Origin of the sequence: Pseudomonas sp. ZY71, assembly GCF_036542145.1 — a bacterium.
In the GTDB taxonomy this organism is placed as follows: Bacteria; Pseudomonadota; Gammaproteobacteria; order Pseudomonadales; family Pseudomonadaceae; genus Aquipseudomonas; species Aquipseudomonas koreensis_A.
The window spans coordinates 6,425,529-6,438,761 of sequence record NZ_CP144274.1 but is presented as its reverse complement, the minus strand read 5'-3'; the positions used below and the strand labels follow the sequence as shown (position 1 = coordinate 6,438,761).

Annotated in this window: 14 protein-coding genes and 1 pseudogene; 10 read left to right on the top strand and 5 right to left on the bottom strand. The window is 60.7% G+C overall.

What is annotated here, in order from left to right; all coding sequences use genetic code 11:
- Positions 1-6 precede the first annotated feature (6 nt).
- Positions 7-180 (bottom strand): LPS translocon maturation chaperone LptM, encoded by a 174-nt coding sequence (gene lptM, locus VY732_RS28720; protein ID WP_042561715.1) that lies wholly within the window; start codon positions 178-180, stop codon positions 7-9.
- A 328-nt stretch (positions 181-508) separates the two neighbouring features.
- Here lptM and cyaY point away from each other — a divergent pair, with 328 nt between their 5' ends.
- The 3 genes from cyaY (at position 509) to rnk (ending at position 1,634) form a co-directional block, all read left to right on the top strand.
- Positions 509-841: an iron donor protein CyaY gene (gene cyaY, locus VY732_RS28715; protein WP_077575013.1), complete on the top strand. Its 333-nt coding sequence runs from the start codon at positions 509-511 to the stop codon at positions 839-841.
- Between the two features lie 4 nt (positions 842-845).
- A complete protein-coding gene (locus tag VY732_RS28710; RefSeq protein ID WP_331693062.1) occupies positions 846-1,067 on the top strand; it encodes a DUF1289 domain-containing protein in 222 nt (73 codons plus the stop codon).
- A 147-nt stretch (positions 1,068-1,214) separates the two neighbouring features.
- Entirely contained in the window at positions 1,215-1,634 is a 420-nt protein-coding gene (rnk, locus tag VY732_RS28705; protein ID WP_053124969.1) for a nucleoside diphosphate kinase regulator, read from the top strand.
- A 6-nt stretch (positions 1,635-1,640) separates the two neighbouring features.
- On the opposite strand, the gene VY732_RS28700 is transcribed toward rnk, so the two are convergent.
- The 3 genes from VY732_RS28700 to VY732_RS28690 all read right to left on the bottom strand — a co-directional run bounded on the left by VY732_RS28700 (position 1,641) and on the right by VY732_RS28690 (position 5,463).
- Positions 1,641-4,484: a class I adenylate cyclase gene (locus VY732_RS28700; RefSeq protein ID WP_331693061.1), complete on the bottom strand. Its 2,844-nt coding sequence runs from the start codon at positions 4,482-4,484 to the stop codon at positions 1,641-1,643.
- A 182-nt stretch (positions 4,485-4,666) separates the two neighbouring features.
- Positions 4,667-4,912 (bottom strand): TIGR02647 family protein, encoded by a 246-nt coding sequence (locus VY732_RS28695; RefSeq protein WP_003229392.1) that lies wholly within the window; start codon positions 4,910-4,912, stop codon positions 4,667-4,669.
- Positions 4,913-5,166: 254 nt separating this feature from the next.
- A complete protein-coding gene (locus tag VY732_RS28690; RefSeq protein WP_331693058.1) occupies positions 5,167-5,463 on the bottom strand; it encodes a hypothetical protein in 297 nt (98 codons plus the stop codon).
- Between the two features lie 123 nt (positions 5,464-5,586).
- Here VY732_RS28690 and VY732_RS28685 point away from each other — a divergent pair, with 123 nt between their 5' ends.
- Complete coding sequence (locus VY732_RS28685) at positions 5,587-6,246, top strand: glutathione S-transferase family protein (protein WP_331693056.1); 660 nt, start codon at positions 5,587-5,589, stop codon at positions 6,244-6,246.
- Positions 6,247-6,353: 107 nt separating this feature from the next.
- Here the strand turns inward: VY732_RS28685 and argH are convergent, their stop codons facing one another.
- A complete protein-coding gene (gene argH / locus VY732_RS28680; protein WP_077575009.1) occupies positions 6,354-7,748 on the bottom strand; it encodes an argininosuccinate lyase in 1,395 nt (464 codons plus the stop codon).
- A 333-nt stretch (positions 7,749-8,081) separates the two neighbouring features.
- Here argH and VY732_RS30115 point away from each other — a divergent pair.
- From VY732_RS30115 to VY732_RS28655, 6 genes and pseudogenes are all read left to right on the top strand, one after another.
- A pseudogene (locus VY732_RS30115) lies at positions 8,082-8,222 on the top strand (sensor histidine kinase); the annotation flags it as partial.
- Positions 8,219-8,965 (top strand): LytR/AlgR family response regulator transcription factor, encoded by a 747-nt coding sequence (locus VY732_RS28675; RefSeq protein ID WP_077575008.1) that lies wholly within the window; start codon positions 8,219-8,221, stop codon positions 8,963-8,965. The pseudogene VY732_RS30115 and the gene VY732_RS28675, both read left to right, overlap by 4 nt.
- 138 nt (positions 8,966-9,103) lie before the next feature.
- Positions 9,104-10,045, top strand: coding sequence for a hydroxymethylbilane synthase (gene hemC, locus VY732_RS28670; protein WP_331693055.1), 942 nt, complete (start codon positions 9,104-9,106; stop codon positions 10,043-10,045).
- A complete protein-coding gene (locus tag VY732_RS28665; RefSeq protein ID WP_331693054.1) occupies positions 10,042-10,803 on the top strand; it encodes a uroporphyrinogen-III synthase in 762 nt (253 codons plus the stop codon). Before hemC ends, VY732_RS28665 begins: the two co-directional genes overlap by 4 nt.
- 16 nt (positions 10,804-10,819) lie before the next feature.
- Positions 10,820-11,962: a uroporphyrinogen-III C-methyltransferase gene (locus tag VY732_RS28660; RefSeq protein ID WP_331693053.1), complete on the top strand. Its 1,143-nt coding sequence runs from the start codon at positions 10,820-10,822 to the stop codon at positions 11,960-11,962.
- Positions 11,959-13,197, top strand: coding sequence for a heme biosynthesis protein HemY (locus VY732_RS28655; RefSeq protein ID WP_116028484.1), 1,239 nt, complete (start codon positions 11,959-11,961; stop codon positions 13,195-13,197). Before VY732_RS28660 ends, VY732_RS28655 begins: the two co-directional genes overlap by 4 nt.
- Positions 13,198-13,233 lie beyond the last annotated feature (36 nt).

The following is a 13,233-nucleotide window of genomic DNA, read 5'->3' as shown; positions in this document are numbered from 1 at the left end:
GATCCCTTAGTAAACGTCGTGCTTGTGTGCTTTCGAAGCCGGCTGCTTTTGCGAAGACTGGGCTTGTTCGGCCGGGTCCTGATCATCATCGGGCAGGTACAGCGGGCCTTTTTGACCGCAGGCCGAAACAAGGCAGGCAACCGCGACGAGCGCAGCAAGGGAAGAGATCAGGCGCTTCATGGCGAAATCCTTGAAAATGCGTTAATTGCGCCGGAGTATACCGGCCACCCGGCGGCTTGCCTATGCGATGGGGTTCCCGTCCGGCGGGGCTTGCCTAAAGCTGCCCGAACCGCCGCAATCTCCTGTAGGAGTGAGCCTGCTCGCGATAGCGGAGTGTCAGATACCTATATGCTGACTGACACACCGCTATCGCGAGCAGGCTCACTCCTACAAGGGTTTGGTGTCAGGAGTGGGGCAAGGTGCTTGGTCGTTAATCTTTGCAATCGGCCGGCAGCGTCCGTATCTTTCGGCGCTTGTGCCTGATCAGACATTTTTTGAGGTTGCCGCAATGAGTTTGTCCGAAGCCCGTTTTCACGATCTGGTCGATGAAACCCAGGAAAAACTGGAAGACATTTTTGACGAAAGTGATCTGGATATCGACCTGGAGAGCTCGGCCGGTGTGCTTACCGTCAAGTTCGAAAACGGCTCGCAGCTGATCTTCAGCCGCCAGGAGCCGCTGCGTCAGCTGTGGCTGGCGGCGGTGTCCGGTGGTTTCCACTTCGACTACGACGAAGAAAGCGAGCGCTGGATGTGCGACAAGAGCGAAGAGCAACTGGGCGAAATGCTCGAGCGCATCGTCAAGCAACAGGCTGGCGCTGAATTCGACTTCGAAGGTCTGTGATTCCGTGACTGACACCGCTCCTGTTCGTCCACCCAAGCCGCTTTACAGCAACATCAGCCCGGCCGTGCCTTCGCCATGCAGTGGCGTGTGTCGGCTAGATGAGCAAAAGGTCTGCCTCGGCTGCTTCCGCCATGTCGAAGACATTCGCGAATGGCGTTCGGCGGACGATCAACGCCGCCGGGTCATCTGTGCCCAAGCCGCAGACCGCCGCAATTCCCCAACGTAGGGACTGGCCGGGTGGGTGACTTGTATATTTTTTGAGCTGTGATAGTGTCCGAACACGCCTCAACCCATCGAGGCCTGGTGAAAACCCCGTCTTTTTTGGCGGGGTTTTGCTTTTTTTGTGTGCAGAAGAAAGGAGTCTGCCCGGATCATGACCGCACCTTCCATCACCCTTACCCGTCTGGACGTGCAACGTCTGGAGCGCCTGATCGACAACCTGAACGAGAAAGACCAGGCTGCGCCGGGCGTGATTGCGCTGCAAACCGAGCTGGACCGCGCCGATACCGTGGTCGGCCACGATGAAGTGCCCGCCGATGTCGTGACGATGAATTCCCGTGTGCATTGCCGCGAAGAAGGCAGTGGCAAGGATTACCACCTGACGCTGGTCTATCCGAAGGATGCCAACGCCGATGAGGGCAAGATCTCGATCCTGGCCCCGGTCGGCAGTGCGTTGCTGGGCCTGAAGGTCGGTCAGCACATTGACTGGCCGGCACCCGGTGGCAAGACCCTCAAACTGACTTTGCTGGAAGTCGAATCGCAACCAGCCAACGGTGGCGCGTTTCCCGAGTAATCCGCCTCAGACCTGTTCGAGCGCCTCGTTCAGGGCGCGCTCCAGGTCAGCCTTGTAGCGCAGATACAGATTGCTTGAACTTTGCCCGTCACCGAGCAGACCCGACAGGTCGAGGTCGGTGATGTAGCAGCGATAGCGTTCGCTCTCGCGGCGCTGCTCGACGATCTCCCGGGCGACCACGCTGAACAGCTGGTCGCCATGTTCCAGCTCGCTGAATTCCCGTTGATTGCAATACAGGGTGACCTGCACTTCGCCCGGTGCGGCTTTGCCGACGATCGCCTGCACGTCATAGAACGGCTTGTTCACCGGCGTTTGCGGTGCCGGCCGTGCTTCGACCCGACGCGCGCGCCCCGGACCCGAAGGCAATAACTGGTAATACAAAGTGTCGAGACGGGCATCCGGGCTGGCGTCCATCGGTAGCACGGCTTCACGGCGGAACAGGATTGATTGCAGGAATCGCTGCAACGGCACCAGCAAGCTCTGCTCGTCGTGATAAGGCAAATGTTGCTGCCACAGTGCGTTGAACTCATCCAGCACGTACAGCTCGGCCTGCTGCTCGGTGATCCGGTAGAACACCTGAATGCATTCCGGCTGGCCCATCGGCAGGATCAGTGCGAGGTCGTGATCTTCCAGCGCCATCGGGTCCAGGTGCAGCGGGCTGTAGCGCGGCTGTTCTTCACCAAGGTAATCCAGCAACGCTGGCAATGTCGCGAGCGCGACGTGGTTGACCTGACCAGGTACCAATTCCAGCACGTGATAATGCTGCTGCACTTGAATCAGGTAGCGATGATTCAGTTCGCTGAGCAACAGATTTTGCGCGGTGTCGATGATTTCCTCGACGCGACGGGCGATGAACTGTGCACGGTTGTGGCAGAAGCAGCGCACCTTCAACGACGGCTGCAAAGCCCCGCGTGGCAGGTTGTTGAGGTAATCGCGCAGGCAGTCGAGCAGGGCGTGGGGGCCGTCGAAACGGTTGACCAGCACTTCGTTCCAGCTGTTTAGCGTGACCTGATCCAGGGTCAGCACGAGGTTTTCGCGCACCCCGGCATAGCTCAGCGAGTCGGTGCGCTCGGTGGTCATCAGGATGTTCAGGTCGCGGTGATGTTTGAGCGGATCAATGCCGACGTTGACCAGAATCAGCACTTCGCTCGGTACCGCAGCGCGCAGCAATGGCTCTTCAGCCACTGTAGGCAGGGGCAGGGCGATGCACTGTTGCAGGCTGCCGAGCAGGTTGAACAGTTCGAACTCGCTCAGGTCGCTGGTGCCGGGATGCAGGGCCAGACGCGTGCTGCTGTCGATCACGCCGTTGCGGTGGCACCAGGTCAGCAATTCAAGCAGTTCGCGGCTGCGCTTGATCGGCGCGAAGTGCTCCCATTCCAGTGCGGTAAGGCTGCCGTTATACAGGCCCCACTGGGTTTGCCCCGGTTCCTTTTTGTTGCGCGACTGCACCAGTGTCAGGGTGTCTTCTGCCAGATCCGGGGCGATGCCGGGGTTGATGAACTCGACCTTGTCGGCCTTGCGTTCGAAGGCGGCATAGAGCCGGCGGCCGAGCACATTGAGGTCACGCTTGTTGATCAGGCTGACGGTCTGCTCGGTGCGGGCGAACTGGGTGAGGAAGCGATAGCTGTAGTTCAGCTCATTGACCAGCGCCCGGCGTTCGGCGCTGACCTGACGGACTTTCCACTGGCTGCGGCTGTCGAGCAGCGTCAGTTGTCGCTGATCCCAATGCCACTCGCTGGCAAGCCGTTCCAGCAACGTGCGTTGCCAGCTCTGGGTGCGGCTGTTGCCGGTGAGCTTGCGGTTGACCTTCAGGTACAGCGCGCGGCGCACCAGTTCCAGCCGCTCCGGCTCGTTACGCGCGGTGAGGTATTCCTCGATACGCCGGTACACCACCATGTACGGATCCAGTTCATCCAGATCCAGCTGGTTGGCGAACACGGCTTTCTTGAAGCGCAGGCTCAGGCACTGCACCTGCGGGTGTTCGCTGGCGTAGACCTCGGTCAGCAGCAGTTTCAGTACCGACTTGTAGGGCGACTCGATGCCTTTGAACAACTGCCACAATCCGGCACCAATGAACTCGCCCGGCGGAATGGTCGCCAGATGGCCGAGGTCGAGGGTTTCGTCAGCACGGATGAAGCGCTTGGACAGCAGGGTGTGGGTGTAGAGGTCGTAGGCGGTTTCTTCGTAAACCGGCACCAGCCACCAGATCGGCGTGCGTCCGGCCAGCCAGATCGCGGTGCGGTAGAACTCGTCCAGCAACAGATAGTGCTGAGTGCTGCCGCAGTTTTCCGAGCTGAGCTGGGTGTCGCGTTCGCCTTTGACGAAGCGCACCGGGTCGATCAGGAAAAAATGCGCCTCGGCGCCCTGACTCGCGGCCCAGGCTTCCAGCAACTGACATTTCTTGCCCAGTTCGGCGAGTTCGTTTTCGCTCAGATCCGGCGCGTGGCAGACCCACACGTCCATGTCGCTCTGATCAGCCTGCGCCAGCGTGCCGAGGCTGCCCATCAGGAACAGGCCATGAATCGGGCGCGGTGGATTGCTGCCGTGGCGCGGCTTGTAGGAGAACGAGCGGGTCAGGCGTTGCGCTTCGGCGAGGGTGTTGGCATCCGGCTCGTAATTCGACAGGCCGGCCGGTGTACTGCCCGAGACATAACCCGGCAGCAGCGGATGATTGACGTGGAAGAACAGCGGCAGCAGCGTCAACACGCTCTGTTGGCGTGTCGACAGGCCTTCGAGGGCGCGGCCGAGGCGGCCTTCATTGAGTTTGAGAAAACGCGCGCGCAGTTGGCCGAGGACCTTGCGGTCGATACCTTCGTCCAGGTCGGGGCGGATTTCGTGGGTGCGCGTCATGTCAGCTCAAACCGGCTCGCAGGCTCGGACGTAGAGGGTCTCGGAATGTCAGGCAGTTTAGCCTTAGCACAGCGGGACTTTTAAGCTGAATTTGTTTTTTGACGTCAGATTTATATCGCGGGAGGCCGGGCAGGCCCGCGGAAATCCCGTGGCAGGAGTTCCCGTGGGCGAAGTCAGGGGGATCAGGCGGTTTCTTGCTCTCTCAGAATGGTCAGCACGGTTTGCACATTTTGTGCAGCGTCGCGACCGAGGCTGGTCAGATAACCGCCATCGGGCTGGTCGGTGAGTTCTTTTTCAAAGAGGCGTTTGGCGGCAGCAATGTGTTTCGGGGCAGCGGTCTGATGAATTTTCAGACCTTCCTGGGAACTGTCCAGGTTAAAGAGTGCGAGGACTTCCAGTTCGGCAACCAACTCAGGGGTAAGCGACATAAGGACTCCAGACTTTCTAGGAATTGGACGACAGCGTCCCTAAGGTGAACCCGCTTTTGCGGCATGTCCAGTGCTCAGATCAGGGATTTTGTCTTGAGGCGGATTCCAGTGTAGTCGGGGCCGGGGAGTTGGCTGGATGGATACGTTACAAACATTGTAGGAGTGAGCCTGCTCGCGATTAGCGGAGTGCCTGTCAGCATATTCTTCACTGACAGAACGCTATCGCGAGCAGGCTCACTCCTACAGGATCGGGGTTACTGCTTTTCCGGTGGCAGCTCTGGCAATGCACGCAGCGCCGCTTCGTACCATTCGGTATCAAATGCACGGTCTTCATCGAGCATCGCGTCAATCTCATAGGCCAGCACATGTGCCATCAGGTTGAGAATCTCTTCGCGCTCGACGTTTACCAGGGTCAGCTTGTTGAAAGTCGCTTTGGCCGCTGGCGGGTTGTTGCTTTCGATCTGGTTCTCGATGGCTTCGATCAGCGTAGCCTCGGTGAACTCTTCTTCGTCGTTGTCGTTGTCGTTGTCGATGTCTGTCGGCTCGCTCATGGCAGGCTCCTCATGGAAAGGCGCCAGTTTACCCGCATTCAGCGGGGTGATGCTGCTGGCGCGATTCGCTTGCACGATCTATAAACAGGCACTGCCCACCCCGCACGGCCTGGAGGCTATGTGATGTTCAAGCTTTACGGATTCTCAGTCAGCAACTACTACAACATGGTCAAGCTGGCGCTGCTGGAAAAAGGCCTACCGTTCGAAGAAGTCACGTTCTACCCGACGTCTACCCCTGAGTCACTGGCCATCAGCCCGCGCGGCAAAGTCCCGGTGCTGGGTGTTGAGGCTGGTTTCATCAACGAAACGGCGATCATCCTCGAATACCTCGAACAAACCCAGAAAGGCACGCCGCTGCTGCCGAGCGATCCGTTCGAGCGCGCGCAGGTGCTGGCGATTGCCAAGGAAATCGAGCTGTACATCGAGCTGCCGGGACGCGCCTGCTATGGCGAGGCGTTCTTCGGCATGAGCCTGCCGGAGGCGATCAAGGAAAAGACCCAAACCGAATTGCTGCTGGGTTTTGCGGCGCTGGGCCGGCACGGCAAATTCGCCCCGTACGTGGCGGGCGACAGTCTGAGCATTGCCGATTTGTATTTCCTCTACAGCGTGCCGCTGGCCTGTGCGGTCGGGCAGAAGCTGTTCGGGATTGATTTGCTGGCGGAGTTGCCACAGGCGAAGGCGCTGCTGGAGCGGCTTGAGCAGAATCCGCATGTGCAGAAGATTGCGGCGGACAAGGATGCGGCGATGCCTGCGTTTTTGGCGATGATCGCTGCCAAGAAGTGAGGTTTGTAGTGAGTTGAAAGCAGCTATCGCGAGCAGGCTCACTCCTACAGGGGAACGCATTCCAATGTAGGAGTGAGCCTGCTCGCGAAGCTTTTGGCTTTTGGCTTTTAGCGGCTAGCGATCAGCGTCTGACCGCGTACCACAGCAGCCTTGACCTGCGCCGGCGCAGTGCCGCCGATATGGTCACGGGCATTCACCGAGCCTTCCAGGGTCAGCACGGCAAACACGTCCTGCTCGATCTGATCGCTGAACTGGCGCAATTCTTCCAGGCTCATCTCGGCCAGATCCTTGCCAGTGTCCACACCGTATTTCACCGCGTGGCCAACGATCTCGTGGCAATCGCGGAACGGCAAGCCACGGCGCACCAGATAATCCGCCAGATCGGTCGCGGTGGAGAAACCACGCAGCGCCGCTTCACGCATGATCGCGTGCTTCGGTTTGATCGCCGGGATCATGTCGGCAAAGGCCCGCAGCGAGTCGCGCAGGGTGTCGGCGGCGTCGAACAGCGGCTCTTTGTCTTCCTGGTTGTCCTTGTTGTAAGCCAGCGGTTGGCCCTTCATCAAGGTCAGCAGGCCCATCAGTGCGCCGAACACACGGCCGGTCTTGCCACGCACCAGTTCCGGTACGTCGGGGTTTTTCTTTTGCGGCATGATCGAGCTGCCGGTGCAGAAGCGGTCCGGCAGATCGATGAACTGGAATTGCGCGCTGGTCCACAACACCAGCTCTTCGGAGAAGCGCGACAAGTGCATCATCGCGATGCTCGCGGCCGAGCAGAATTCGATGGCGAAGTCACGATCGGACACGTTATCCAGCGAGTTGCCGCCGACGGCGTCGAAGCCCAGCAGTTGCGCGGTGTATTCACGGTCGATCGGGTAGGTGGTGCCAGCCAGCGCGGCGCTACCCAGTGGCATGCGGTTGGTGCGCTTGCGGCAGTCGACCAGACGCTCGTAGTCGCGGCTGAGCATTTCGAACCAGGCCAGCATGTGGTGCCCGAAGGTCACCGGCTGCGCCGTCTGCAGGTGGGTGAAGCCCGGCATGATGCTCGCGGCTTCGCGCTCGGCTTGCTCCAGCAGGCCTTTTTGCAGGCGGGTGATCTCGGCGAGGATCAGGTCGATTTCGTCACGCAGCCACAAGCGGATGTCGGTCGCGACCTGGTCGTTACGGCTGCGTCCGGTGTGCAGCTTTTTGCCGGTGACGCCGATGCGATCGGTCAGGCGTGCTTCGATGTTCATGTGCACGTCTTCGAGGTCGATGCGCCAGTCGAACTGACCGGCCTCGATTTCGCCCTGAATGGTCTTCAGGCCATCGATGATGCTGTCGCGCTCGGCATCGGTCAGCACGCCGACCTTGGCCAGCATGGTGGCGTGGGCGATCGAGCCCATGATGTCGTGGCGATACAGGCGCTGGTCGAAAGTGACGGAGGCGGTGAAGCGGGCGACGAAGGCGTCGACGGGTTCACTGAAGCGGCCGCCCCAGGACTGATTGGTCTTGTCAGTGCTCATGAATTCGCTCGTATCGGCTTGAAGAAAAAAGGCGTGAAACGCTGGCGCGGATAATAACAGGGTTGCCAATCCTGTCGCTGACACTGGTCGATACGTTTTTTTCTCATTGTGTGCGCCATAGTTGACGCTGGCCCCGGAGGTTTTGCGCAACGATATTTTTCGATTGAGCAATATCGGCCCGGCAAGCGTCTACAGTTGGACATAAGGGTCGGTGAGACTTGGATCGGGCAAAGATCTGGCCGCCGACTATAAGAAGAGGGGATGGGTGTAATTGTCCTTCGACAATCCCCGTGAAAAACGCAGAAACAGCGGGCTTTGAGCAGTACGACCCGGACACTGGCAAATATTGCTGGCCGACGTACGGCACTTTTTGGCGCTCGGGCTAGTCTTAGCGTGGATCGCGGTGACGGACGTCACTTCACCTGTCTACGCTATCCTTGTGCGAGACTCACGCAGGAATCCAGCGCAATATGAATGTCCTGATCGTTGATGACGAACCACTTGCTCGCGAGCGCCTCAGCCGAATGGTGAGCGAGCTCGAGGGCTACACAGTTCTGGAGCCCAGCGCCACGAATGGCGAAGAGGCGTTGGCACTGATCGACAGCCACAAGCCGGATATCGTGCTGCTCGATATTCGTATGCCGGGCCTGGATGGCCTGCAGGTTGCTGCCCGTCTGTGCGAACGCGAAACGCCGCCGGCCGTGGTGTTTTGCACCAGCCCCGATGAATTTGCCGTGGAAGCCCTGCAGGCCAGCGCCGTGGGCTATGTGGTGAAACCTGTGCGAACCGAACATCTGCATGACGCCCTGAAACGGGCTGAACGTCCCAATCGGGCGCAACTCTCGGCCCTGACCCGTCCCGCTGCCGAGAGTGGCTCCGGCCCGCGCAGCCATATCAGCGCCCGCACCCGCAAAGGCATTGAACTGATCCCGCTGGATCAGGTGGTCTACTTTATCGCCGACCACAAATACGTGACGTTGCGTCACGAGGCGGGCGAGGTGCTGCTGGACGAACCACTCAAAGCTCTCGAGGACGAATTCGGCGAGCGCTTCGTGCGTATCCATCGCAACGCGCTGGTCGCCCGTGAGCGTATCGAACGTCTGCAGCGCACGCCGCTGGGGCATTTCCAGCTGTTCCTCAAAGGTCTCAATGGTGATGCGCTGATCGTCAGCCGTCGGCATGTAGCCGGTGTGCGCAAAATGATGCAGGGCTTGTAACCCGGTCATTCCGGGTGGCTCCAGCTCCTTATTACCGGGCACTGCAGGCCAGGGAGGCCGCGCCGACTCTGATTCAAGTCAAAGTGGATTTGGCTGAGCTGTTATTATCCGCCGTATCTATTCAGTACGGATTGATCCATGTCCTCTCGCGAAATCCGCATCGCCACCCGTAAAAGTGCGCTGGCCCTCTGGCAGGCCGAATACGTCAAAGCCCGTCTGCAGGCGGCCCATCCGGGCCTGCTGGTGACGCTGGTGCCCATGGTCAGTCGCGGCGACAAGCTGCTCGATTCGCCACTGTCGAAAATCGGCGGCAAAGGCCTGTTCGTCAAAGAACTGGAAACCGCGCTGCTGGAAAACGAAGCCGATATCGCCGTGCATTCGATGAAAGACGTGCCAATGGATTTCCCTGAAGGCCTCGGTCTCTTCTGCATTTGCGAGCGCGAAGATCCGCGCGATGCCTTCGTTTCCAATACTTACGCCAGTCTTGATGCGTTGCCTGCCGGCGCGATCGTCGGCACCTCGAGCCTGCGCCGACAGGCGCAACTGCTGACGCGTCGTCCGGATCTGCAGATCCGCTTCCTGCGCGGCAACGTCAACACCCGCCTGGCCAAGCTTGATGCCGGCGAGTACGACGCAATCATCCTCGCGGCCGCCGGCCTGATCCGCCTCGGCTTCGAAGATCGCATCACTTCGGCGATCAGCGTCGACGACAGCCTGCCGGCCGGTGGCCAAGGTGCAGTCGGCATCGAATGCCGCAGCGCCGACACTGAAATCCACGCCTTGCTCGCACCGCTGCATCACGCCGATACCACTTCCCGTGTGACCGCCGAACGTGCCCTCAACAAACATTTGAATGGCGGCTGCCAAGTGCCGATCGCTTGCTACGCCGTGCTCGAAGGCGAGCAGTTGTGGCTGCGCGGTCTGGTCGGTGAACCGAGCGGCGGCAAGCTGCTCAGCGCTGAAGCCCGGGCGCCGCGTGCCGATGCCGAAGCGTTGGGCGTGAAGGTCGCCGAAGACCTGCTCAGCCAAGGCGCCGACGAAATTCTCAAAGCGGTGTACGGCGAGGCAGGTCACGAGTGACTGGCTGGCGCCTGCTGCTGACGCGCCCTGCGGAAGACTGTGTGGTGCTGGCCGAGACGTTGGCCGGGCAGGGGATTTTCAGTAGCTGTTTGCCGCTTCTGGACATTGTTCCACTGCCGGTCTCTGACAAAATTCGTCGGGCGATCGCGCAGTTGCCGCGTTGCAACGCGGTGATTGTGGTCAGCAAACCGGCGGCTCGCATTGCGGTGGATCTGCTAGACGGCTCGTCATCGCTGACGATGCCTTGGTTCAGTGTTGGAGCCGCGACTGCGCAGATTCTTCACGATCACGGCCTCGACGTCAGCTTCCCGGCTGACGGCGATGACAGCGAAGCCTTGCTGCAATTGCCGCGTCTGCGTGAGGCAGTCAGTCAGCCCGGCGCGCAGGTATTGATCCTGCGCGGTGAGGGCGGGCGCGAACTACTCGCCGAGCGCCTGCGCGAGCTAGGTGCTAGTGTCGAGTATCTGGAATTGTATCGACGCGACTTGCCAGCCTATGCCCCGGATGAGCTGCCACGGCGGATCGCAGCGGAACGCTTGAACGGGCTGGTGGTCAGCAGTGGACAGGGTTTCGAGCACCTGCGCCAAATGGCCGGCGATGCCTGGCCGACAATCGCGCCGTTGCCGTTGTTTGTACCAAGCCCAAGGGTCGCCGAGCTGGCACGTGCCGCCGGGGCTCAAACAGTTGTGGATTGCCGCGGTGCGAGTGCCGCGGCTTTGCTGACGGCGTTACGGGAGCATCCCGAACCCGTTTTCTAATGCAAAGGATGGATACGTGAGCGAAACAGCCTTGCCTAAAGATGACGTCCAGCCTGTGATTGAAACCCAGGTTGAAGCTCCACCGCCGGCCACAGCGCCGCGCCGAGGCAATGGACTGGCCATCGTCGCCCTGTTGCTCGGCGCTGCCGGCGTCGCGATCGGTGGCTGGGGTGTCTGGCAGGTCCGTCACCTGCAGACCAACACTCAGCAGCAGTCCGGTGAAGTGCAGGCATTGAATGATCAGGCGCAGAGCCTGAAGCTCAATGAACAGCGTTTGACCGAGCGCCTCGCGCAGTTGCCGGGTGCCGAGGAACTTGCCGAGCGTCAGCGTCTGGTGACGCAGATTCAGGGTGATCAACAACGCCTCAATCAACGTCTGGAAACCGTCCTCGGCGCCAGCCGCAAGGACTGGCGTCTGGCCGAGGCCGAGCACTTGCTGCGTCTGGCCAGCCTGCGTCTTTCGGCGTTGCAGGACATCAGCAGCGCTCAGGCGCTGGTGCAGGGCGCGGACGAAATTCTTCGTGAGCAAAACGATCCCGGCTCTTTCGCCGCTCGCGAGCAAGTGGCGAAAACCCTGGTGGCGCTGCGTAGCACGGCGCAACCGGATCGCACCGGTCTGTTCCTGCGGCTCGGCGCATTGCGTGATCAGGTCATCGACCTCACCGAGCTGGCGCCGGAGTACAAGGATCGCGGCGAATCGCTGCTGGGCCTGACCGCCGACGGTGACGGCGCCAGTCGTTGGGCGCAGTGGTGGGATAAGGTATCGCGTTACATCCGTATCGATTTCAATGCCGACAAGAATGTGCGGCCGCTGCTGGCCGGACAGAGTCTGAGCCAAGTACGTCTGGCCCTGAGCCTGGCGCTGGAGCAGGCGCAGTGGGCTGCGCTCAACGGGCAGGCGCCGGTCTACACCCAGGCACTGGCCGAAGCGCGTGATGTGCTCAAGGGCAATTTCAACCCGGACAATCCGCAAAGCAAAGTGATGCTCGAACAGGTCGGCGAGTTGAGCAAGGAGCCGGTTACGGTCACGACCCCGGATCTCGCCGGTACGCTGAGCGCGGTGCAAGCCTATCTTGAGCGGCGCAACGTCAACGCCGAAGAGTCGGTGAAACCCTTCGCCAAACCTGCCGCCAACACCGCGCAGGAGACCACGCCATGAAACGCCTGTATGTGATCGTGTTTCTGGTGATCGCGGCGACGGCGGCGCTGGGGCTGGCGATCGCCGAGCATTCCGGTTACGTGCTGGTGGCCTACAAGAGCTTCCGCTACGAGTCGAGCCTGTGGGCGACACTGGCGGTGATCGCAGTGTTGTGGCTGCTGATCTGGGGGATCAAGGCGCTGGTTGAATTGGTCATGACCTCCAGTGGTGTGGTCAACCCATGGTCACGCCGCAACCGCAGTCGCCGCGTGCAAGTGGCGATCGAGCACGGCCAACTGGATCTGGCCGAAGGTCGCTGGGCCAGCGCTCAGCGTCATCTTTATCGAGCGGCTGAGGCCGAGCGTCAGCCATTGCTGTATTACCTCGGCGCTGCCCGCGCGGCCAATGAGCAAGGCAATTACGAAGAGTGTGATCGTTTGCTGGAGCGCGCACTGGAGCGTCAGCCGCAAGCGGAATTGGCAATCGCTCTGAGCCATGCGCAGTTGCAGACCGACCGTGGCGATACCGACGGTGCCTTGGTGACCCTGCAAGCGATGCATGATCGCCATCCGCACAATGCGCAGACACTGCGGCAGTTGCAGCGCTTGTATCAGCAGCGCGGCGAATGGTCGGCGGTGATTCGCTTGCTGCCGGAGTTGCGCAAGGACAAAGTCCTGCCACCCGCCGAACTGGCTGAACTTGAACGCCGCGCCTGGGGTGAGAACCTTTCGCTGGCCGCCCAGCGTGAAGAGGACGGGACAGTTGGTCTGCAGTCGCTCACGCGCGCCTGGCAGCAACTCACCTCGGCGCAGCGGCAAGAGCCGCCGCTGGTGTTGGCGTACGCCGAACAGTTGCGTCAGTTGGGCGCTCAGGTCGAAGCGGAAGAAGTGCTGCGCACTGCCCTCAAGCGCAAGTACGACAGCCATCTGGCCCGCCTCTACGGTCTGGTGCGCGGCAGCGATCCGGCCCGTCAGTTGCAAACCGCCGAAGGCTGGCTGAAAGATCATCCGAGCGATCCGAGCTTGCTGTTGACCCTCGGCCGGCTGTGTCTGCAAACCAGTCTGTGGGGCAAGGCGCGGGATTATCTGGAAAGCAGCCTGCGTGTGCAGCGCAATCCGGAAGCCTGTGCGGAGCTGGCGCGTCTGCTCGCACAGTTGGGCGATACCGAACGCAGCAATCAGTTGTTTCAGGAAGGCCTCGGTCTGCTCGACGAACGCCTGCTGGCCGCGCCGTTGCCGGTTCCTGCTCACGTCTGAAGTGGTGGGGGAGTTCGCTCCCTCGCGTGTCTTTTG